General features: G+C 73.5%; 21 protein-coding genes. 12 read left to right on the top strand and 9 right to left on the bottom strand.

The window, feature by feature from the left end:
* Positions 1 to 209 precede the first annotated feature (209 nt).
* Positions 210 to 1,076 carry a LysR substrate-binding domain-containing protein gene (locus tag G339_RS0111290; protein ID WP_019631189.1) on the top strand — a complete coding sequence of 289 codons (867 nt, stop codon included), beginning with the start codon at positions 210 to 212 and terminating at the stop codon, positions 1,074 to 1,076.
* Between the two features lie 40 nt (positions 1,077 to 1,116).
* The gene (locus G339_RS0111285; protein WP_019631188.1) at positions 1,117 to 2,292 is read left to right on the top strand and encodes a saccharopine dehydrogenase family protein; all 1,176 of its coding nucleotides are present in this window, start codon (positions 1,117 to 1,119) and stop codon (positions 2,290 to 2,292) included.
* Here G339_RS0111285 and G339_RS0111280 read toward each other — a convergent pair.
* Both G339_RS0111280 and G339_RS0111275 read right to left on the bottom strand, forming a co-directional pair.
* On the bottom strand, positions 2,252 to 3,385 hold the full coding sequence (locus G339_RS0111280) for a sensor histidine kinase (protein ID WP_019631187.1): 1,134 nt from the start codon (positions 3,383 to 3,385) through the stop codon (positions 2,252 to 2,254). The two genes, G339_RS0111285 and G339_RS0111280, sit on opposite strands and share 41 nt — an antisense overlap.
* Before the next feature lie 168 nt (positions 3,386 to 3,553).
* Complete coding sequence (locus tag G339_RS0111275; protein WP_026341351.1) at positions 3,554 to 4,210, bottom strand: response regulator; 657 nt, start codon at positions 4,208 to 4,210, stop codon at positions 3,554 to 3,556.
* A gap of 181 nt (positions 4,211 to 4,391) precedes the next feature.
* On the opposite strand from G339_RS0111275, the gene G339_RS0111270 reads away from it, so the two are divergent.
* Positions 4,392 to 5,342: a phosphoribulokinase gene (locus G339_RS0111270; RefSeq protein WP_019631185.1), complete on the top strand. Its 951-nt coding sequence runs from the start codon at positions 4,392 to 4,394 to the stop codon at positions 5,340 to 5,342.
* A gap of 672 nt (positions 5,343 to 6,014) precedes the next feature.
* Entirely contained in the window at positions 6,015 to 7,577 is a 1,563-nt protein-coding gene (locus G339_RS0111265) for a sugar ABC transporter substrate-binding protein (protein ID WP_169514727.1), read from the top strand.
* Here G339_RS0111265 and G339_RS0111260 read toward each other — a convergent pair.
* From G339_RS0111260 to G339_RS0111245, 4 genes are all read right to left on the bottom strand, one after another.
* Entirely contained in the window at positions 7,574 to 7,852 is a 279-nt protein-coding gene (locus G339_RS0111260) for a hypothetical protein (RefSeq protein WP_019631183.1), read from the bottom strand. The two genes, G339_RS0111265 and G339_RS0111260, sit on opposite strands and share 4 nt — an antisense overlap.
* Positions 7,853 to 7,913: 61 nt before the next feature.
* On the bottom strand, positions 7,914 to 8,372 hold the full coding sequence (locus tag G339_RS0111255; protein WP_019631182.1) for a peroxiredoxin: 459 nt from the start codon (positions 8,370 to 8,372) through the stop codon (positions 7,914 to 7,916).
* 299 nt (positions 8,373 to 8,671) lie between these two features.
* Positions 8,672 to 9,097, bottom strand: coding sequence for a DUF3052 domain-containing protein (locus G339_RS0111250; protein ID WP_019631181.1), 426 nt, complete (start codon positions 9,095 to 9,097; stop codon positions 8,672 to 8,674).
* Between the two features lie 193 nt (positions 9,098 to 9,290).
* Positions 9,291 to 9,704: a YjbQ family protein gene (locus G339_RS0111245; protein WP_019631180.1), complete on the bottom strand. Its 414-nt coding sequence runs from the start codon at positions 9,702 to 9,704 to the stop codon at positions 9,291 to 9,293.
* Between the two features lie 274 nt (positions 9,705 to 9,978).
* Here G339_RS0111245 and aceE point away from each other — a divergent pair, with 274 nt between their 5' ends.
* A complete protein-coding gene (aceE, locus tag G339_RS0111240) occupies positions 9,979 to 12,765 on the top strand; it encodes a pyruvate dehydrogenase (acetyl-transferring), homodimeric type (RefSeq protein WP_026341349.1) in 2,787 nt (928 codons plus the stop codon).
* Positions 12,766 to 13,022: 257 nt separating this feature from the next.
* On the opposite strand, the gene G339_RS0111235 is transcribed toward aceE, so the two are convergent.
* Both G339_RS0111235 and G339_RS0111230 read right to left on the bottom strand, forming a co-directional pair.
* Positions 13,023 to 13,400, bottom strand: coding sequence for a VOC family protein (locus tag G339_RS0111235; protein WP_019631178.1), 378 nt, complete (start codon positions 13,398 to 13,400; stop codon positions 13,023 to 13,025).
* A 99-nt stretch (positions 13,401 to 13,499) separates the two neighbouring features.
* On the bottom strand, positions 13,500 to 14,201 hold the full coding sequence (locus G339_RS0111230) for a helix-turn-helix transcriptional regulator (RefSeq protein WP_019631177.1): 702 nt from the start codon (positions 14,199 to 14,201) through the stop codon (positions 13,500 to 13,502).
* 122 nt (positions 14,202 to 14,323) lie between these two features.
* Between G339_RS0111230 and G339_RS0111225 the strand changes: the two genes are divergently transcribed.
* The 4 genes from G339_RS0111225 to G339_RS0111210 all read left to right on the top strand — a co-directional run bounded on the left by G339_RS0111225 (position 14,324) and on the right by G339_RS0111210 (position 18,586).
* Complete coding sequence (locus G339_RS0111225; protein WP_019631176.1) at positions 14,324 to 15,646, top strand: sensor histidine kinase; 1,323 nt, start codon at positions 14,324 to 14,326, stop codon at positions 15,644 to 15,646.
* Positions 15,643 to 16,302, top strand: a complete 660-nt coding sequence (locus G339_RS0111220; protein WP_019631175.1) for a response regulator — start codon at positions 15,643 to 15,645, stop codon at positions 16,300 to 16,302. Before G339_RS0111225 ends, G339_RS0111220 begins: the two co-directional genes overlap by 4 nt.
* A gap of 81 nt (positions 16,303 to 16,383) precedes the next feature.
* Positions 16,384 to 17,286 (top strand): alpha/beta hydrolase, encoded by a 903-nt coding sequence (locus tag G339_RS33265; protein ID WP_205625525.1) that lies wholly within the window; start codon positions 16,384 to 16,386, stop codon positions 17,284 to 17,286.
* 130 nt (positions 17,287 to 17,416) lie between these two features.
* Positions 17,417 to 18,586, top strand: coding sequence for a PucR family transcriptional regulator (locus tag G339_RS0111210; protein ID WP_019631173.1), 1,170 nt, complete (start codon positions 17,417 to 17,419; stop codon positions 18,584 to 18,586).
* Between the two features lie 5 nt (positions 18,587 to 18,591).
* Here G339_RS0111210 and G339_RS0111205 read toward each other — a convergent pair whose 3' ends face one another.
* Positions 18,592 to 19,572 (bottom strand): zinc-binding dehydrogenase, encoded by a 981-nt coding sequence (locus G339_RS0111205; RefSeq protein WP_026341348.1) that lies wholly within the window; start codon positions 19,570 to 19,572, stop codon positions 18,592 to 18,594.
* A gap of 308 nt (positions 19,573 to 19,880) precedes the next feature.
* On the opposite strand from G339_RS0111205, the gene G339_RS0111200 reads away from it, so the two are divergent.
* The 3 genes from G339_RS0111200 to G339_RS0111190 are packed head-to-tail and all read left to right on the top strand — an operon-like array spanning position 19,881 to position 21,210.
* A complete protein-coding gene (locus tag G339_RS0111200; protein ID WP_019631171.1) occupies positions 19,881 to 20,747 on the top strand; it encodes a helix-turn-helix domain-containing protein in 867 nt (288 codons plus the stop codon).
* 13 nt (positions 20,748 to 20,760) lie between these two features.
* On the top strand, positions 20,761 to 20,970 hold the full coding sequence (locus G339_RS0111195; RefSeq protein WP_019631170.1) for a DUF397 domain-containing protein: 210 nt from the start codon (positions 20,761 to 20,763) through the stop codon (positions 20,968 to 20,970).
* Between the two features lie 30 nt (positions 20,971 to 21,000).
* Positions 21,001 to 21,210: a DUF397 domain-containing protein gene (locus tag G339_RS0111190; RefSeq protein ID WP_019631169.1), complete on the top strand. Its 210-nt coding sequence runs from the start codon at positions 21,001 to 21,003 to the stop codon at positions 21,208 to 21,210.
* Positions 21,211 to 21,233: the final 23 nt, after the last annotated feature.

Genomic DNA, 21,233 nt, shown 5'->3' with positions numbered 1-21,233 from the left:
GCTCTCCTTCTCCGCCGTCCGGCGGTGTCGGACCGGAGCGCGGCGCTCCCCCGAGAAAGGACGGCAGGCCCAGGGGTCGATCGGAAGTGCGCCGCGCTCCGGCCACGGTGTCTCGTGGACGGGACGAGCTTCGCCGCCCGATACTTGTGCTGTCCATCAAGTGTTCCGGGCGGTGGATCAAGTGTCCGGTTGAACCAGGAGGTGGTCCCGTGACCGAGGCGCGGTTGCGGACGTTCGTCGCCGTCGCCGAGACGGGCTCGGTCCGGGCGGCGGCGCGGCGGCTGTACGTGACGGAGTCGGCGGTGTCGGCGGCGGTCGCGTCGCTGGCGCGGGAGCTGGGCGTGCCGCTGGTCCGGCGGGTCGGGCGGGGGCTGGCGCTGACGCCGTCCGGCACCGTCTACGCCGGGTACGCGCGGCAGGTCCTCGGCCTGCTGGAGCAGGGCAGGGCGGCGGCGCGCGGCGCGGCCGACCCCGGCCGCGGGCCGCTGCGCCTCGCGGCCGTCACGACCGCCGCCGACGAGCTGGTGCCCGACCTGCTCGCCGGGTTCCGCGCCCGCTGGCCCGAGGTCGGGCTGACGCTCGCGGTCGGGCCGCGCCGCGAGGTGTGGGGGCGGCTCGCCGCGCACGACGCCGACCTCGTCCTCGCGGGCCGCCCGCCCGCCGAACTGGGCGCGACCGTCCTCGCCCGGCACCCCAACGAGCTGGTCGTCGTCGGCTCCCCCGCCCTCGCCGCGACGTTCACGCTGGACGGGACGCCGTGGGTGATGCGCGAGCCCGGCTCCGGGACGGGCGCGACCGCCGAGGCGTACCTGGCCGAGAACGACGCCGACCCGAACCGGCTCGTCCTCGGCTCCAACGGCGCGGTCATCGCCGGCGCGGCGGCCGGGCTCGGCGTCGCGCTGGTGTCGCGGGACGCGGTGACCGCGCACCTGGCCGACGGGCGGCTCGTCGTCCTCGACGCGCCGGGCACGCCGCTCGACCGGCCCTGGCACGCCGTCGCCGCGCCCGACCCGACCGCCACGACGCGGCTGTTCGTCGAACACCTCCTCGACGCGCCCGGCTGGAGCGCCGCCTGACACAATCGCGGTGGTACGTCCCGTCCCCCGAGGAGTCGCGATGCCCGCCGACCGTCCGTACGACATCGTCCTGTTCGGCGCCACCGGGTTCACCGGCGGCGTCGCCGCCGAGTACCTGGCCGCGCACGCCGGGCCGGGCGTCCGCTGGGCGCTCGCCGGACGCGACCGGGGCAGGCTGGAGAAGGTCCGCGCGCGGCTGGCCGCGACCGATCCCGCGCTGGCCGACCTGCCGCTGCTGCACGCCGACACGGCCGACGCCGCGTCGATCGAGGCCGTCGCCGTGTCCGCGCGCGTCGTCGTCACGACGGTCGGGCCGTACGCGGAGCTCGGCGAACCGCTCGTCGCGGCGTGCGCCCGCGCCGGGACCGACTACGTCGACATCACCGGCGAGCCGACGTTCGTGGACGAGATGTACGTGCGCCACCACGAGCAGGCCGTGCGCAGCGGCGCGCGGATCGTCCACGCCTGCGGGTTCGACTCCGTCCCGCACGACCTCGGCGTGTACTACACGGTGAAGCACCTGCCCGAGGGCGTCCCGCTGCGCGTCGAGGGGTTCGTGCGCGTCAAGGGCGACGTCGGCGGCGGCACGCTGCACTCGGCGCTCGGGATCTTCGCGGAGATCCCCCGGATGCTGCGCGCCGAGCGGGCGCGCGCCGCCGTCGAGCCGCGCCCCGCCGGGCGGCGGGTGCGGATCTCCCGGCGGCCGGTGCCGCGCGCGAAGGTGCGCGGGCGGGCGCTGCCGATGCCGACGATCGACCCGGCCGTCGTCGCGCGGTCCGCCGCCGCGCTCGACCGGTACGGGCCGGACTTCTCCTACGGGCACTTCATTGCGCTGCGCCGCACCGCGACGGCCGCCGCGCTCGCCGCCGGGTCGCTCACCGCGATCGCGCTCGCGCAGCTCCCGCCCGCGCGGGCGCTGCTGAAGCGGCTGCGCACGGCGGGCGACGGCCCGTCCCCCGCCGACCGCGCCGGGAACTGGTTCCGGGTGACGTTCGTCGGCGAGGGCGGCGGGCGGCGCGTCGTCACCGAGGTCTCCGGCGGCGACCCCGCCTACGACGAGACCGCCAAGATGCTCGCCGAGGCCGCGCTGTGCCTCGCGCAGGACGACCTGCCCGACACCGCCGGGCAGGTCACCACCGCCGCCGCGATGGGCGACGCGCTGCTGGACCGGCTCGTCAAGGCCGGGGTGTCGTTCCGGGTCCTGTCGGCCGGGTGAGCGCCGGGACCGGCACGACGGCCTCCACCGTCGTGCCGACGCCCGGCCGGCTCGACACCGTCACCCGGCCGCCCAGCAGCTCGGCGCGCTCGGCCATGCCGCGCAGGCCGTAGCAGTCCAGCGCCGTCGCCGCGTCGGGGACGGTGAAGCCGCGGCCGTCGTCGGCGATCCGCAGCCGGACGCGGTCGCGGTCGTTCTCCAGCAGGATGTCCACGGCCGTCCCGGCGGCGTGCCGGAGCGCGTTCGCGACGGCCTCCTGCGCGATGCGGTACAGCGCGGTCTGGACGTGGTCGGGCAGCGCGTCGTCCAGTTCGCCCGCGACGGTGACCGTGACGTCCAGCGACGCGCCCGTCTCGCGCGCGAGGCCCGCGAGCGCCGCCGACAGGCCGAGGTCGTCCAGGACGGGCGGGCGCAGGCCGCCGATCGCCGCGCGGGTCTCCGCGCCCGCCAGGTCGCACTGCGCGCGGGCCAGTCGTAGCTGCTCGGCTGCCTCGGGATGGTGGTCGGGCAGCGCGCGCTCGGCCGCCGACAGGTGGAAGCCGAGGCTCGCCAGGCGCTGCGCGATGCCGTCGTGGATGTCGCGGCTCAGCCGCGTCCGCTCGGCCTCCTGCGCCTCGACGGCCCGCTCCGCGAACCGCTCGGCGGCGAACTCGCGCTCCTGCGCGGTGCGCAGCCGCCGCGCCGAGCACAGCACCGGGGCGAACAGCTCCCCGAGCGCCGTGACCAGCGTCACGTCCGCCGGACGGCACGGGCCCGCCGACCGGATGTCCAGCACCGCGATCGTCGCGCCCGAACTGGTGACGGGGATCGCGACGCCCCGGCCGTCCGCGTGCGCGCGGGCGCGGCCGTGCGCGGCGGCCCAGCCCGCGTCGCCCGCGCCGAGCGGCACCGGCGGGCCGCCCCACTCCAGCCGGCGGCCCTCCTGGTCCAGGACGTACACGTCGCAGAACGCGACCGCCTCCGCCGACCGCACGACCAGACCCGCCAGCTCGTGCGCGATGTCGGGCAGCTCCCGGTCCGAGCAGGCGACCGTGACGATCCGGACCAGCAGATCCCGGCCGCGCCCGGCCAGCAGGTCGAGCGCACCGGTCACTGTGTCTCCCGCTCACTTACGCCGCGCCTTGAGCCGCGCGCTTCCAGCTCGCTCACTGTGTTTCCCGCTCGCCTACGGCGCGCCTTGAGCCGCGCGCTTCCCTCGTCGCTCTGGTCGCAAGCTCCCGCCGCTCCTCAGTCCAGCGCACGGCGCGCGCCTCCAGCTCGCTCAACGGAACAGTCCCTCGCGGAGTGCGACCGCGATGGCGGCGGACCGGTCCGCGACCTCCAGCTTGCGGTACAGCGCGCGCAGGTGGCTCTTGACCGTCTCCTCGCTGAGGACGAGCCGCGCCGCGATGGCCTTGTTCGACAGCCCCCCGACCAGCAGCGACAGCACCTCGCTCTCGCGCTGGGTGAGGCCCCGGTTGGCGCCCGGCCAGAACTCGCCGCGGGTCAGCCGGGCGGCGGTGACGGCCATCCGGCCCGCCAGCGTCGGGTCGACGACGGTCTCGCCCTGCGCGACCTCCTCCAGGCGGCGCACCAGCTCCGGGCCGTCCACGCGCTTGAGCAGGTAGCCGCCCGCCCCGGCGCGCAGCGCCTCGAAGACGTACTGCTCGTCGTCGTAGACCGACAGGAACACCACGCGGGTGCTCGGGGACCGGCCGGTCAGCGCGCGGCACAGGTCCAAGCCGCTCTCCGGGCCGAGGCGGACGTCGAGCAGGACGACGTCGGGCTGCAGCGTGGCGACGAGCCGGGTGGCCTCCGCCGAGTTCGCGGCCTGGCCCACCACCCGCACCCGGCCCGCGAAACCCGCCAGCATCGCCTGGAGACCGGCGAGGATCATCTCGTGATCGTCCACCAGGACGACGCGTACGGGGCTGCTCATCCCGGCACGATAACAACCGCAAGCTACTGACCAGTAGCCCCTGTGCCGCCGAGGCTCCCGGCACTTCACCCCCGCCCTCACCCGTTCGGGGGACGACCGTGAGCCGACCCCCGCCTACCGTGGCCGAGGACACGTTGACCCCCACCACCGAGGAGGCCAGGTGCCCCATCGGATCGTGCACATGCTCAGGGCGCGCGACTCGGGCCGCCGCCCCGTCATGCTCGCCATCGCCGGCGACAGCGCGGCGGGCAAGACCACCCTGACCAAGGGGCTCGTGGAATGCCTCGGTGCGGACCGCATGACCGCGGTCTGCGTGGACGACTACCACCGCTACGACCGCAAGGAACGCGTCGGCAAGCCGTTCACCGCGCTCCACCCCGACTGCAACCACATCGACATCATGGAGCAGCACCTCCAGCTCCTGTCGATGGGCGAACCCATCCTCAAACCCGTCTACGACCACTCCACCGGCGAACTCGTCCGGCCGGAACTCGTGACGCCCAAGGAATTCGTCATCGTCGAGGGCCTCCTGCCCCTCCACACGCGCCTCGCCCGCGCCTGCTTCGACATCACGGTCTACCTCGACCCGCCCGAACCCCTCCGCCACACCTGGAAAGAACAGCGCGACTGCGGCAAACGCGGCTACAACCCCGAGCAGGTCAAAGCCGAACTCGCCCGCCGCGAACCCGAAAGCGCCGCCTACATCCGCCCGCAGCGCCGCTGGGCCGACATCGTCGTGCGGTTCGCGCCCGTCGCCGGACGCGTCGACCCGCCCGGCACCCCGCTGTCCGCCGAACTGCTGCTGCGGCCCACCATCGACCACCCCGACCTCGGCACCGTCCTCGACGAGTCCCGCCCCGCCGGCGCCGAGAACGCCATGCACCTCAGCCTCCACCGCGACGACGACGGCCGGCCGGTCGACGCGCTCCACGTCCACGGCTACGTCCAGCCCCACGAGTCGGAGATCGTGAAGAAGGCCATCTGGGACCGGCTCGGGCCCCGCGCCGGAAACGGCCGCCTCGACCCCGACGCCCTCGGCCGCTTCGGCGAAGGCACCAGCGACCCCCTCGCGATCACCCAGCTCCTCCTGCTCTACCACCTGCTCGACGCGGACCACCGCCAAGCCGCCTGATCCGGCCGGCCCGCCTCGACGGGCCGCCGGACAGGCCGCGCGCCGCGCGGGGAGGCCCCGGGACACCGGGCCGCGCGGCACGCCGGGACCGGGAGGGAGGCCCGACGGGCGCCGGGCTCCCTCTCGGTTTGTTTGTGGGGGGACGACCCCCCACACCCCCCGCGGCGCGAAGCATGCATCCTCACTCCGCTAGCGCTCCGCTCCGGTGCATCCTCCGCGCTGCGCGCGCCCGGCCACTCGCCTGGCGGCTCGCGGCCGTGCGCGCGCGGTTTCGACCCCCCTCGGTGGCTCGCCGTTCGCGGGGGCGCCCTCGCTTGCTTCGCTTCGCTTCGGGGCTCCCCCGCGAGGGGTTTCGGCAGGTGGGGCCTTGGTTTCCGGGTTCCGGTCCCGATCATGGAACGTGCCAAATTCATTGGTTTGGGGTCTGTCTTCCGGGCTGGTTTCGGTTGGGTCGTATTGACGTGTTTTCTTTCGGGGTGGGATCATTTCTGGCCGTGGCGCGGTCGGGGTGTAGTCGCTGGTGAGGGCCGCACTCTCCGGGCCGTGGCGCTTTTCCTGTGTCACTTCTGCCCTTCTTCTAATTGTGGGGAGCGGTTCTCCTTGGCGAGTGCGGCCATTGGGCTCGGGGATGTTCCTGACTGGATTTCTGCGTTCGCCACGCTTGTTGCGCTCTTGTTCGCCGCTGTTGCGGCGGTGGCCGCCCGGCGTACTTATCTGATCGAGTCGGAGCGGGACCGGGTCAACGAGGAGGCCCGGCGGAAGCGGGACGACGAGGCGCGGAAAGCGCAGGCCACGCTCGTGTCGGCGTGGTGGGGGCGGCATCCCCGGCGCGGCTGGGGGGTTTATCTGCGCAATGCCTCGGAAACACCTGTGTACCAGGCTTATATGACCATCCTCGGGCCGGACGGGACGACCGACGGGAACAAGGTCCACTATGCTGTCGTCCCACCGGCGGCAGAGGCGGAATTCTCCGAAGTCCCCGTGGAGGGCCGAGTGCAGGACAATCCGACGAAACGCGCCAAGGTCGGCTTCACCGACGCCGCCGGGGCCCGCTGGCTCCGCGACGAGTACGGCCGCCTCGTCGAACTCCAGCCCCGGCTGCGCGTCCAGACCAGCCCCGGCCGCGCCGCCGCGCTGTCCCGGTTCAACGAGGACTTCAAGGCCGCGTACGGCGTCGAGGTCACGTTCCGCACCGGCGACTGGCACCCCAACCTCGCCTCGGAGCGCTTCGTCACCGAGAACCGCGGCAGCGACGACGTCGTGGACGCGCTGATCTGCCCGCACGACCTCATCGGCAACCTCGTCCGGCAGGGCGTCATCGAGCCGACCGCGCTCGCCGCCGACCAGCGGCAGGCGTTCCCCGCCTGGGCGCTGGACGCGCTCACCTACGAGGGCGACCTGTACGGCGTGCCCTCGACCGTCGACACGGTCGCGCTGATCCGCAACGTCGCGCTCGCCCCCGACGCCCCGGCGACGTTCGAGGACATGGTCGCGGCGGGCCGCGAGCTGTGCGCGGCGGGCCGGGCGCGCGTCCCGTTCGCGGCGCGCGTCGGCCCGAAGGGCAACCCGTTCCACGTCTGGCCGCTGTTCACCAGCGCGGGCGGCGCGCTGTTCGGCCGCGACGCCGCCGGGCACTGGGACCCGTCCCGCGTCCGCCTGGACGCCCCGGAGTCGGTCGCCGCGTTCGACCGGCTCCGCTCCCTCGGCACGGCGGGCGAGGGCCTGCTGACCCCGTCGATGGGCGACGACGAGGCGTTCGAGCTGTTCACGTCGGGTCAGGCGCCGTTCCTGCTGTGCAGCTCGGACGGCCTGCGCCACGCGCGCCGCGCCGGCCTGGCCGTCGCCGTCGACCCGGTCCCGCCGTTCGCCGACGGCGGTCCCGCGACGGGCTTCACGTCCGTCCACGCCCTGGTCATGATCAAGAACGGTCCGAACCGGGAGATCGCGCACGACCTGTTCGCCGAGTACCTGTCCCAGAACCGCGTGATGGCCGCGCTGTCGGCGGAGATCTCCAGCCCGGTCGCCCTCACCGCGACGGTCTCCGACGATCCCGAGATCCGCCGCTTCCAGCGGCTGTGCGCGGCGGCCCCGCCGATGCCGTCCGTCCCCCAGATGGCGGGCGTCTGGACGGCCCTGGGCACCGCCGAGATCGCCGCGCTCACCGGCACGCCCGCCGACGAGGTCGCCCGCACCGCCCAGCGGACGGTCACCGACCTGCTGGCCGAACGGCCCTAGGCCCCGCCGAAACCGAGCCAGTCGCCGGGCAGCGCCCGCCCGCCGTTCCACGCCAGGTCCGCCGGGTAGCCGACGAGGACGGCGCGCGGCGTGCCCGGATCGGCGTGCAGCCACCACTCGATCGCCGCGACCGCCGAGCCCATCATCGCGCGGGCCCCCGGCGCGGCCATCGCGGCGTCCGCGCCCGCGTCGGCCGGCGCCGCCGCCAGCGTCGCCTCGACGGTCCGCGCCAGGACGTCGAACAGGCCGTCCGCGCCGCTCCCGTCCAGTCGCAAGGCGGGGCGCCGCGACGGGACGGAAGGCGGGCGGCCTGGCGCGATGCGGGAGGGGTTCTCTTCAGAGGCTCTGGAGGGCCTTGCGGTAGTCGTCCAGGCTGCGGGCGTCGGGGATGGCGTTCTCGACCTTCCAGCGGACGACGCCCTCGGTGTCGATGATGAAGGTGCCGCGGGTCGCGATCCCCTTGTCCTCGTTGAAGACGCCGTAGCGGCGGGCGGTCTCACCGTGCGGCCAGAAGTCCGAGAGCAGCGGGAACTGGTACTTCTCCTGGTCGGACCAGGCGCGCAGCGCGAACATCGAGTCGACGGAGACGGCGAGGACCTGGACGTCGTCGCCGCCGAGGGTCGGGAGTTCGTCGCGGATCGCGCACAGCTCGCCGGTGCAGACGCCGCTGAACGCGAGCGGGTAGAAGACGAGGACGACGGTCTTGTCGCCCCGGAAACCGGACAGCCTCACCGGGGTTCCGTGCTGGTCGTTCAGCTCGAAGTCCGGTGCGGTGTCGCCGACGTTGACGGTCAAGGCCCCTCCAGCGGTCGTTCCCGCGCGCGGGCGGGTTCGGTCCGCGCCCCGCGGTCGCGGGACGCGCCGCCAGTCTCCCACCGCCCCGACCCCTCGCATCCCCGTGGTCGACGGGGCGCGGGGCGGTGGGCGCGCGGTGGCAGAGCCCGCGGCCCCGAAGGCGGCGGGCCCGGGATGGACGCGCCCGTCGTGGGCGGGGGCGCGCCGGCCGTGGGCGCGGCGGCCCGGGCCGCCGACCGGCCGCGCCGGGGCGCGCCCGCGCGGGGGCTCCGGGGCGCTCGCCCGGACGGCGCCGACCCCTACTTGCGGACCTTGGGCGCGACCAGGCGGGTGCCCGACCATTCCCCGGCAGCGCTGATGCTGCTCGTCTGCGAGAGCCCGGCGGTCTGCGCGGCCTCGCCGATCTCGCTCGGCTCGACGTGGCCGTCGCGGCCCGCCTTGGGGGTCAGCAGCCAGATCTGGCCACCGCCGTCCAACCCGACCATCGCGTCGGTGAGGCCCTCGAACAGGTCGCCGTCGTCCTCGCGCCACCACAGCAGCACGACGTCGACGACGTCGTCGTAGTCCTCGTCGACCAGTTCACCGGTGACGGCCTCGACGGAGCGGCGAAGCGCCTCGTCGACGTCGTCGTCGAAACCGATCTCCTGCACCACCTGACCCGGTTTGAGGCCGAGTCGTTCGGCCAGGCTGCGCTCCGTCTGCGCCTGACCCGCGGTCGCGCTCACGAAAGTCCTCCCCTTGTCGTCAGTCCGCGCCGTTCCCGCCGCTGCTCGCGGGCGGTCGCCGACGCGGCGTTTGCGGGACAGTCCACACAAGGGTGGGGCCGTCGCGCAAGTGTCTTCCCGGCTTTTGGCGGCGACATTGGCCGATCACCGGAAACGCGGTGACCGCCCGCCCACCGAGCGTAACAACCCATGTTCATCCCGCGAGGAACGACAACCTGACGCGGCGGTCGGGGTTGTCGACGTTGAGGTCCACGAGGGCGACCGACTGCCAGGTCCCGAGGGCGGGGCGGCCGCCGAGCACGGGGATCGTCGCGTAGGGCGCGACGAGGGCGGGCAGCACGTGTGACCGACCGTGGCCACGGGAGCCGTGGGCGTGCCGCCACCGGTCGTCGGCGGGCAGCAGGTCGCCGAGGGCGGCCAGCAGGTCGTCGTCGCTGCCCGCGCCGAGTTCGATGAGGGCGACGCCCGCCGTGGCGTGCGGGACGAAGACGTGCAGCAGCCCGTCCCCGCCGCCGGACGCGCTCGCGGCGAACCGGGCGCACTCGGCGGTGATGTCGTGGACGGTCTCGTGCCCGCCCGTGGTCGCCTCGATGACAGTGCTCTCCACGATGTCCGGTCTACCCGATCGGCCCCGCACGACGCACCCCGCGGGCGAACCGGCACGAACCGCCCGTCCACCGCGCGGCCCGGAGGCACCCCGGACGGGGCCGCACCCCCTCCGACCGGGGAGAATGGTTACCGGTTGGTAGAGATGCGTTAGCCGCCACGAACGGCGACGATGGATCACGAACCACTGCGACCAACAGTCGTTCCAGGGCATCAGGCCCCCCATCGGGGGGCAGGAGGCCCACCAGCAGAAACGGTAAGCAAGAGGGGACCCCGTGGCTTCCGGACGTCAACGCTTTTCGATCATCAGCGACGGCCTGCCCACCCAGTTGCCGGACATCAACCCGGACGAGACCCGGGAATGGCTGGAATCGCTGGACACGGTCATCAAGACCGAGGGGCGCAGCAGGGCTCGCTACGTCATGCTCCGCCTCCTGGAGCGGGCGCGCGAGCAGCAGGTCGGCGTGCCCGGCCTGCGCAGCACCGACTTCATCAACACCATCCCGCCGGAAGGGGAGCCCTGGTTCCCCGGCGACGAGCACATCGAGCGCCGCATCCGGGCCTACATCCGGTGGAACGCGGCGATCATGGTCTCGCGGGCCAACCGCCCGAACCTGGGCGTCGGCGGGCACATCGCCACGTACGCGTCGGCCGCGTCGCTGTACGAGGTGGGCTTCAACCACTTCTTCCGCGGCAAGGACCACGGCGAGTCCGGCGACCAGGTGTTCATCCAGGGCCACGCCGCGCCGGGCATCTACGCGCGCGCGTTCCTGGAAGGACGGCTGCCGGAGGAGAAACTGGACGGTTTCCGGCAGGAGATGTCGCATCCGGGCGGCGGCCTGTCGTCGTACCCGCACCCGCGGCTGATGCCGGACTTCTGGGAGTTCCCGACCGTCTCGATGGGGCTCACCGCGATCGACTCGGTGTACCAGGCCCGGTTCAACCGGTACCTCTACAACCGGAAGATCAAGGACACGTCCCGTTCGCACGTGTGGGCGTTCCTCGGCGACGGCGAGATGGGCGAGCCCGAGTCGCTGGGCGCGATCGGCCTGGCCGCCCGCGAGGAGCTGGACAACCTGACCTTCGTGGTCAACTGCAACCTCCAGCAGCTCGACGGGCCGGTGCGCGGCAACGGCAAGATCATCCAGGAGCTGGAGTCGTTCTTCCGCGGCGCGGGCTGGAACGTCATCAAGGTCGTCTGGGGCCGCGACTGGGACCCGCTGCTCGCGCAGGACGCCGACGGCGCGCTCGTCAACAAGATGAACACCACGCCGGACGGCCAGTTCCAGACGTTCACCGTCGAGTCCGGGGCCTACATCCGGGAGAAGTTCTTCGGCGACGACCCGCGGCTGCGCAAGATCGTCCAGCACCTGTCGGACGACGAGCTGCGCAAGCTGTCGCGCGGCGGCCACGACTACCGCAAGGTGTACGCGGCGTTCAAGGCGGCCCGCGAGCACGTCGGCCAGCCGACCGTCATCCTCGCCCACACGATCAAGGGCTGGACGCTCGGCACCGACTTCGAGGCGCGCAACGCCACGCACCAGATGAAGAAGCTCACCAAGGCCGAGCTGAAGGAGTTCCGGGACCGCCTGTACCTGGACATCCCGGACTCGGCGCTGGAGGGCGAGCTGCCGCCGTACTACCACCCCGGCGAGGACTCCGACGAGATCCAGTACATGCGCGAGCGGCGCGCGGCGCTCGGCGGTTTCCTGCCGAAGCGCGTCGTGCGGGCCAAGCCGCCGGCGCTGCCGGGCGACGCCGCGTACGGGGAGCTGAAGAAGGGGTCGGGCAAGCAGAACGTCGCCACCACGATGGCGTTCGTCCGGCTGCTCAAGGACCTGATCAAGGACAAGGAGATCGGCGCCCGGTTCGTCCCGATCGCTCCGGACGAGTACCGGACGTTCGGCATGGACTCGCTGTTCCCCACGTCCAAGATCTACTCGCCGCACGGGCAGACGTACGAGGCCGTGGACCGCAAGCTCCTGCTCTCCTACAAGGAGTCCGAGCAGGGCCAGATGCTCCACGAGGGCATCAGCGAGGCGGGGTCGATGGCCTCGACCATCGCGGCGGGCACCGCGTACGCCACGCACGGCGTCCACATGATCCCGGTCTACATCTTCTACTCGATGTTCGGGTTCCAGCGGACCGGCGACCAGATGTGGGCGCTCGGCGACCAGATGGGCCGCGGGTTCCTGCTCGGCGCGACCGCGGGCCGCACGACGCTGACCGGCGAAGGGCTCCAGCACGCGGACGGGCACTCGCCGCTGCTGGCCGCCACGAACCCGGCGTGCGTCCACTACGACCCGATGTGGGCGTACGAGCTGGCGTACATCACGCAGGACGCCCTGCGCCGCATGTACGGCTCGTCCGAGGAACACCCCGACGGCGAGAACGTCTTCTACTACCTGACGGTCTACAACGAGCCGTACCAGCAGCCGGCCGCGCCGGAGAACCTCGACGTGGACGGGCTGCTCAAGGGCCTGTACCGGTTCGCCGAAGCCCCCGCGATCGGCGGCGACGGCACCGCGCCGCGCGCGCAGATCCTCGCGTCCGGCGTCGCCGGGCGGTGGGCGGCCGAGGCGCAGCGGATGCTCGCCGAGGACTGGGGCGTCCGCGCTGACCTGTGGTCGGCGACGTCGTGGAACGAGCTGGCCCGCGAGGCGCGCGCCTGCGAGGAGTGGAACCTGCTCAACCCCGACGCCGAGCAGCGCGTCCCGTACCTGACGCGGGCGCTGGGCGACGTGCCGGGGCCGGTCGTGGCGGTGTCGGACTTCATGCGGGCCGTCCCCGACCAGATCGCGCCGTGGGTGCCCGGCGACTACAGCTCGCTCGGCACGGACGGGTTCGGGATCTCCGACACTCGCGCGGCGGCGCGGCGGCACTTCCACGTGGACGCGGCGTCGATCGTGCTCGCCGTCCTCAGCAGGCTCGCCCACCAGGGCGACGTCAAGCACGAGGACCTGACGGCGGCGATCGCCAAGTACCGGCTCGACGCGCCGGTCAGCGCGGTCTTCGCGGGCGGCGTCGGCAGCGCCGAGAGCAACACCGGGGGCGACGCCTGACCCGGTAGGAGTCCGGCCGGGGCCGCGCGCCGGGGACGCCGCCAGCCGGGCGGCGCGCCGACGTCGGCGGTGTCCCGCCGGGAGGCACCTCCCGGCAGGCCCCCGCGCCGGGGAGACCGCGAAGGTGTAGGTCGCGGTCTCCGCAGCGGACCGGCCCCCGCCCGTTCGGGCGGGGGCCGGTTCCGTGTTCCGGGCGGGCGCGCAGGCGGACGCGCGCGGCCGTGTGCGGACCCGCGCCGGAGCGGCCGGTCCCGGGCTCAGGCGGCGGGCGGGGTGAAGACGCCGAAGTGGTGGCCGGCGGCGTCGGCGAGGTGCGCGAACACCAGGCCCCGCTCCGTCTCCGTGCGCGGCACGATCACCTTCCCGCCCAGCTCCTCGGCGCGGGCGACGGTCTCCGCGACGTCCCGCACGAGCACGTAGAACACCGCGTAGTCGGGGAACTTGCCGCCGGACGGGAAGATCCCGCCGCTCGGCGCGGTCGCGCCGGGCGCGGTGATCTCCTGGTACGCCAGTTCGCCGTCCTCGCCGACGGCGAACGTCCAGTCGAACAGCTCGCCGAAGAACCGCCGCGTCTCCGCGGGGCGGTCGGTGCCGATCTCGAACCAGGCCACCGAGTTGTAGGCCGGAGCGCTCATCCTTCATCCCTCCACTCGACCGGCGGGCTGCCGGATTCCGTGGGACGAGCTTGCACTGGCGTCGCGACAACCCCCTGTCGGTGTTTCCAGAAGTCGCCGTTACAAGACCAACTCTTGAGCCACCAGGTCCGGGTGGTCCACCTTGAGCTCCTCGAACGTGCGGTTCGGGGCCGTCTCCTCCAGCAGGACCGCGCGGCGGACGCGGTCGATGCGGAACACGCGCGCGGCCCCGCGCAGGCGGCACCAGCCGATGAGGTACCAGGCGCGGGAGCCCGCCGTGAACGCGACGGGCTCGACGTCGCGGTCGGTGACCGTCCCGGCGACGTCGGCGTACGCGAGCCGGACGACGCGCCGCGCGGTCATCGCCTCTTCGAGGACCGCCGGGACGGACGCGGGCCGCGCCGCGTCCGGCCGGGCGAGGAAGTGGATGCGCCCGGCGAGGTCCCGCGCCGCGGCGCCGTCCCCCGCAGACATCGCCGTGACGATCTTCTGCAGCGCCGTCCGCGCGGACCGCGAGTACGGCGAGCCCCCGGCCCGCGCGAGGGTGATCGCGACGGCGACGGCCTCGGCGGGCGTGAAGTTCAGCGGCGGCAGCGTGCGGCTCGGGTCGAGCGTGTACCCGCCGCCGCGCCCGACGTCCGCCCAGATGGGGACGCCCGCCTGCTGGAGCGCGCCGATGTCGCGTTCGATGGTGCGCACGCTCACCTCGTACAGTTCGGCGAGTTCGCGGGCGGCGACGCGGCGCGGGGCGCGGGCGCGCAGTTCTTCGACGAGGGCGTACAACCGGTCCGTGCGGTTCACCCCGCCGACCGTACGCGGCGCCGGTGACATTTCCGGGGCGGCCGACCCCTACCCCGGTATGACGCCGGTGTCGGACCACGGTGGCATTCGGGTCGTGACCTGCGGTCCCTAGCCTGGTCGGCATGAGCGACGACGAGCCGGACGCCGGGCCGCGGCTGCGGTCGGTGATCCTCGGCGGCATCGCGTCGGCCGCGCTGACGGGCCGCGCCGACCCCGCGCCGCTGGACCGCCCGTGGCCGCGCGGGCTGCGCTGGACGCGGGCGGTCGGGATCGGGCGGCTGCCGTTTGGGCTGTTGGTGAACGCGCTGCTGGCGCTGGTCACGCTGCTCATGGTGTCGGCGGCGTACTCGAACCTGTTCGGCGAGCTGCACCGGCCCGTCCGGCCGCCGCACGCGCCGCCGCAGCCGGGGGCGTGGGAGGTGTCGCCGCCGTCCGCGGCGACGCTGCTGCTGATCGCGCTGGCGGTGTGCCTGCCGCTGCTGCTGCTGGACCGGCATCCGCTGGGCGCGTGGCGGTTCAGTTTCGTGTCGATGGCCGTGGTGGACGTCCGGGGCTGGCTGTCGGTCCCGTTCGTCCCGGCCGGGTCGCTGACGATGATCGCCGCGCTGTTCGCCGTGGCGGTCCGCTGCGAGCGGCGGACGACGGCGGGCGTCGCGCTGATCACCGCCGCCGGGGTGTGGATCAAGGGCGGGCCGGACGTCGGGCCGGGCGGCACGGTCCTGGTGCTGCTGCCGCTGCTGGCGGGCTACCTCGTCCGGTCGCGGCGCACGTCCCGGCAGCGGCTCGCCGCCGAGGCCAAGCGGCACCGGGACGCGGAGGCCGTCCTGAAGGAGCGGCAGCGGATCGCCCGCGAACTGCACGACGTCGTCGCGCACCACATGTCGATGATCGCGATCCAGGCGGAGGCGGCCCCCTACCGCGTCGCGGAGCTGCCGGACGAGACGCGCGGCGACCTCGCCGAGATCCGCGCGACGGCGCTGGACGCGCTCACCGAGATGCGCCGCATCCTCGGCGTCCTGCGCTCGGAGGACGGCGCGGACACCGCCCCGCAGCCGGGCCTGGACCGGCTGGACGAGCTGGTCGCGGGCGCGCGCGGCACCGGCCTGACGGTCGAGGCCGAGGTGTCGGACGGCCTGGCCGACCTGCCGCCGGGCGTGCAGCTCACCGCGTACCGGATCGTCCAGGAGGCGCTGAGCAACGCCATGCGGCACGCGCCCGGGTCGCGGGTGGCGCTGAGCGCGGTCCGGGAGCGCGGGATACTGGCGCTGCGCGTCGTCAACGGCCCGCCGGGGCGGCGGCCCACGGGATCGCCGCCCGGTTCGGGGCACGGCATCGTCGGGATGCGGGAGCGGGCCGCGATGCTCGGCGGCGGCCTGGCCGCCGGGGCGACGCCCGAAGGAGGTTTCGCGGTGGAGGCCGACCTGCCCGTCCGGGGCTCGGCATGACGGTGCGCGTGGTCATCGTCGACGACCAGGGCATGGTGCGCTCGGGGTTCGGGGTGCTGCTGAACGCGCAGCCGGACATCGAGGTCGTCGGGGAGGCGCCGGACGGCGCGGCGGGCCTGGCGCGGGTCGCGGAGCTGCGGCCGGACGTGGTGCTGATGGACGTCCGGATGCCGGTGATGGACGGCCTGGAGGCGACGCGGCGGCTGCTGGCCGCCGCCGACGCCCCGAAGGTCCTGATGCTCACCACGTTCGACCTGGACGACTACGTCTACGAGGCGCTGCGCGCGGGCGCGAGCGGCTTCCTGCTGAAGGACGCGTCGGCGGGCGAGCTGGCCGACGCGGTGCGGGTCGTCGCGGCGGGCGACGCGCTGCTGTCGCCGTCGGTCACGCGCAAGCTGATCGCGGAGTTCTCCCGGCTGGGCGCACCGCGCGCGCCGTCCCGCGGGAAGCTGGACGAGCTGACCGAGCGGGAGACCGAGGTCCTGGCGCTGGTCGCGCGGGGCCTGTCGAACGGGGAGATCGCCGAGAGCCTGATCGTCGCGGAGCAGACGGTGAAGACGCACTTCGGCCGCGTCCTCATGAAGCTCGGGCTGCGCGACCGGCCGCAGGCGATCGTGTACGCGTACGAGGTGGGGCTCGTCCGGCCCGGCGACTGACCGGGGTGATACCCCGGTAGTACCGCGAAAGACCCCACCACGGGTTGATCAAAGCGACAACCACAAAAACCTACCTTCCTGGTGCAGACCCCCGTCGACCAGGAAGGACCGCCCCCGATGCGCCTGCTCGCCGCGCCGCTCGCCCTCACCGCCGCGGGCCTCGCCGTCCCCGGCGCGCCCCCCGCCCCCCTCGACACGGCGGTGTCCGCCGCCGGGCTCCCCGCCCGGTACGCGGCCGTCCGCGCGGAGATCGCCGCGACCGGCGACCCGGCGTTCAGCCGGTTCCTGGCGGGCGGCCGGACGTTCCTGGCGTTCGACGCGCGCGGCGGCCGGGCCGTCGAGGTGCTGGGCGACCTGGCCCGCGCCGACCGGATCGCCGTGCTCGTCCCCGGCGCGGACGGGTCTCTCGCGCACTTCGACGGGGCCGTCTGGGTCGGCGGCGGCGCGCGGGCGCTGGCCGCCGAGGCGCGGCGGACCGCCCCCGGCGTCCGGCTCGCCGTGGTGGCGTGGCTGGGATACGACGCGCCGTCCACGCGGAGCCCGGCGGTGCTCACCGCGGGCCGCGCCCGCGACGGGGCGCGGGCGCTGGCGGACCTGGTCGGCGGGCTGCGGCGCGTCAACGCGCGGGCGACCGTCGCGCTGCTGTGCCACAGCTACGGCAGCGTCGTGTGCGGGATCGCCGGGCCGCGCCTCGGCGGGTCCGTCACCGACATCGCGCTGTACGGGAGCCCGGGGACGACGCGCGCGGACGCGGCGGACGTCAGCGCGACGGCGCGCGTCTGGGCGGCGCGGTCGCGCGGCGACTGGACGCGGTACGTCCCGCACGTCCGCGTCGCCGGGCTCGGCTTCGGCCGCGACCCGGTGTCGCCCGCGTTCGGCGCGCGCCCGTTCGACGCGGGCGCGGGCGCGCACGGCGCCTACCTGCGGCCCGGCACGACGGCGCTGCGCTCCCTCACCCGCATCGCGCTCGGGACGGCGTCGTGAGGTCGCGCGTCCTGCGCCTGCTGCGGCGGCTCTGGCGGCGGCGCTGGGAACGCCGCGCCGCACGCGGCCGACCGGCCGCGACCAGGACCTTCAGGTCCCCGCACCACCGGATCGGTGGCACTCTGGACGGGTGGACAACGCCAGCGAAGACCTGATCCGCGCGCGGACGACCGAACGCCTGGAGAAGGCGATGGGCACGTTCGGCACCGCCGCCCTCGCCTCGATGGAGGAGCAGCTTCCCTGGTTCCGGCGCATGCCCGCCGACCAGCGGTCCTGGATCGGGCTCGTCGCGCAGGCCGGGATCGCGGCGTTCGTGGAGTACTTCAAGAACGGCGAGCAGTCCCGGCCCGCCATCGCGGGCGAGGTGTTCGGCACCGCGCCGCGCGAGCTGATGCGGTCGATCAAGCTGCGGCACACCGTCGACATGGTCCGCGTGATCATCGACGTGGTCGAGACACGGCTGGACGACCTCGCCGCGCCCGGCGGCACGGCGCAGCTCCGCGAGGCGATCCTGCGGTACACGCGGGACGTCGCGTTCGGCGCGGCGCAGGTGTACGCGCAGGCCGCCGAGACGCGCGCCGCGTGGGACGCCCGGCTGGAGGCGCTGGTGGTGAACGCCGTCCTGCGCGGCGAGGTCGACCACGGGATGCACTCGTGGGCGGCGGCGCTCGGCTGGACGTCCAAGCCGGTGACGGTCGTCGCGGGGCAGACCCCCGAGGACGAGGAGCCCGAGGTCACCATCGACCAGATGCAGCTCGCCGCGCGCCGCGCCCGCGTGGACGTGCTGGCGGGCGTGCAGGGCCGCCGCGTCGTGGTGATCGTCGGCGGCGCGGAGGACGCGATGAGCGCGGCCCGCGTCATCGCCGCCAAGTGCGGCCCCGGGCCGGTCGTCGTCGGGCCGTCCGTCGCGGACCTGTACGAGTCCACGGTGTCGGCACGCGCGGCGATGGCGGGGCTGCGCGCGGCGGCGGGCTGGCCGGACGCGCCCCGGCCCGTCCACGCGCACGACCTGCTGCCCGAGCGCGCCCTGGACGGGGACGACGCGGCCCGCGAGTACCTGGTCGAGGCGGTGTACCGGCCGATGCTCGCGGCGGGCGCGCCGCTGCTGGACACCCTCACGACGTATCTGGAGCAGGGCTCGTCGCTGGAGGCGACGGCGCGGCTGCTGTTCGTCCACCCGAACACCGTCCGGTACCGGCTGCGGCGCGTCGCGGAGCTGACGGGGCTGGCCCCGGCGGACGGCCGCAACGCGTTCACGCTGCGGATGGCGCTGGTGCTGGGGCGGTTCGCGGAGCGGTAGCCGGGCTAGGCGTCCAGGCGGACGACGAGTTTGCCGGTGGCCCGGTTCCGCTCCATGTCGTCGTGGGCCTGCCGCACCTGGTCGAGCCCGTGGTAGACGCGGTCGACGGGGAAGGCGAGGTCGCCCGCCGCGACCGCGTCGAGGATCTCCTGGAAGGCCGCGCGCGGCAGGTCGGCGGCGTCGCCGAAGTAGCCCGCCAGGCGGACGCCGCGCGGCAGGTACTCGTTCGGGGAGAAGTCGCGCACCGTCCACTGGTTGGAGAGGCTGCCGCCGAAGCAGGCCGTCCCGTGGACGCGCACCGCGCGCAAGGTGTCGGGCAGCGTCGGCGTGCCGACGAGATCAAGCGCGGCGTCCACGCCGTCCGGGTACAGCTCCCGCACGGCACGCGCGACATCACCGTCGTCCAGCACCGGATGATCGACGCCGTGTTCCGCGAGCGCGGCCAACCGATCCTTTCGCCGCGTAGTGGCGAGCACCGTCGCCCCCCGCCACCGAGCCAACGCGGCAGCGGCGAGCCCCACCGAAGAAGTCCCACCCCGAATCAACAACGTCTGCCCGGGCTGGAGATCAAGCCCGACGGTCAACGACCCGTAGGCGGTCTGCACCATCTCCGGCAGAGCACCGAGCACTTCCCAGGGCAGATCGGTCTCCACAGGAATGACCTGCGACAACGGCACCGACGTGTACTCGGCGTACCCGCCGTCGTAGGTACGCCCCATGTCCCCCATCATCGCGACGACCTTCTCCCCGACGACGAGCCCGCTCCCCTCCGGCGCGGCGTCAACGACCCCGGCCGCCTCGATCCCCGGCACCCGAGGAAAACTGACCCCCTCGCTCATCCCGAGCCGAAGCTTCAACTCCGACCGGTTGACCCCGAACGCCTCGACCCGGATGCGCACCCACCCGTCCCGCTCCCCCGGAACCGGCAACGACACCACCCGCAGGTTCTCCACAGGCCCAGGCTCGGACAGCCGAACAGCACGCATCGTCTTCACGGGACGCCTTCCTCCGGGGAGCGAACAGCCGATCAGCGCTGATCAACTACGCCCATCGCGTCCGCATTCCCGCTTCGTCCCGGTTTTGGCGCGTGCCAGGACGGCCGGGGGCTCGACCGGTCGGGCGCGACCCACGAAGATGGACATCGACGCCATACGCGACACCACCCGACACGACCCGGCCGCTTTGTCCCCTGTTTGGGTTACAGGATTTCGACGTTCCGTAGCGCCGCGCTCCGATACGCTGATTGTCAATAGTTCGCGATTGTCCTGTATCACGGGATGACAGGGGGTTCGTCGTGATTAGCCCGTATGTCCGGCGGCTACGGCTCGCCAAAGAGCTTCGCGAGCTGCGGCAGTCGAACAAGGTCACCCACCAGGAGCTGTCGCGCCGGTCCGGCGTCAACCGGCAGACGATCTCCAAGCTGGAGAACGGGCACATCTCCCCGGACCAGGACGACGTCCTGTCGCTGCTCGACGCCCTCGGCGTGGCCGGCCTGCGCTGGACCGAGGTCATCCAGATCGCCAACGAGGCGGCGTCGCGCGGCTGGTGGGAGGGGATCTCCAAGCAGATCGGCGAACGGCAGGCGCTCATCGCCAACCTGGAGGCGGGCGCCGAGACCATCCGCGACTACCCGCAGGCCCTCATTCCGGGCCTGCTCCAGACGCCCGAGTACACCCGCGCGCGGGTCGAGGTCAGCGACGAACGCCCGATGGCCCCGGGCGTGACGCTCGACGGCATCCTTCGCGGCCGCAGCAACCGGCAGCGCCTTCTCCGGCGGCCTGGAGGCGGCGCCCACTACGAAGGCATCATCGACGAGATCGCCATCCGGCGGCTGGCCGTCCCGCCGGACGTTCTCCGCAACCAGCTCCTGCACATCGCCGAGTCAGCGGAAGCGGACGACAGGATCAAGGTGCGCGTACTGCCGGTGGACGCGCAGATCGCGAACTTCGCCATCCCGATCTGCCCGTTCACGATCTTCACCTACGTCAACGGAGACCCGACCGTCGTCGCGATCGAGGCGGCGACGACCGACGTCGTGCTTGTCGATGACTCGGAGACCTCCGCTTACAACACCATCTTCGACGGCCTGCGCGCAGCGTCGCTGTCCGTCGAAGACAGCCACGCTTACCTCATCAAGGCGGCCGAACGGCTGCGAGCCTGAGTAGGAGAAAGCAATGATCTACACCCGCGACCAGTTCCACGGTTGGCGCAAGTCATCGCGCAGCGGCCACGACAAGGACTGCGTCGAGGTCGGCCACGCCCCCGACAGCATCGGCGTCAGCGACACCAAGCAGCAGGGCGTCGGCCCGATCCTCGTTTTCGGCCACGCAGCCTGGAGCGTCTTCCTGAGCCAGACCAAGCAAGGGGGCTATGACCTGCACTAAGGCCGCAAGTCGAAGAAGGAGAATTAGACGGTGATCTACACGCGCGACGAGTTCCACGACTGGCGCAAGTCATCGCGCAGCGGCAACAAGCTCGACTGCGTAGAAGTCGGCCACGCCCCCGGCCGCATCGGCGTCGGCGACACCAAGCAGCAGGGCATCGGCCCAATCCTCGTCCTCGGCCACACAGCCTGGAGCGAGTTCCTGAGCCACGCCAAGCAAGGGCATTACGACCTGCGCTAAGACCGGGCGCCCGAAAGGAGAGC

The sequence above is a fragment of the Actinomadura atramentaria DSM 43919 genome, assembly GCF_000381885.1.
GTDB lineage: Bacteria > Actinomycetota > Actinomycetes > Streptosporangiales > Streptosporangiaceae > Spirillospora > Spirillospora atramentaria.
Note: the sequence above shows the minus strand (reverse complement) of the source record. Positions and strands in the feature narration are given on the sequence as shown.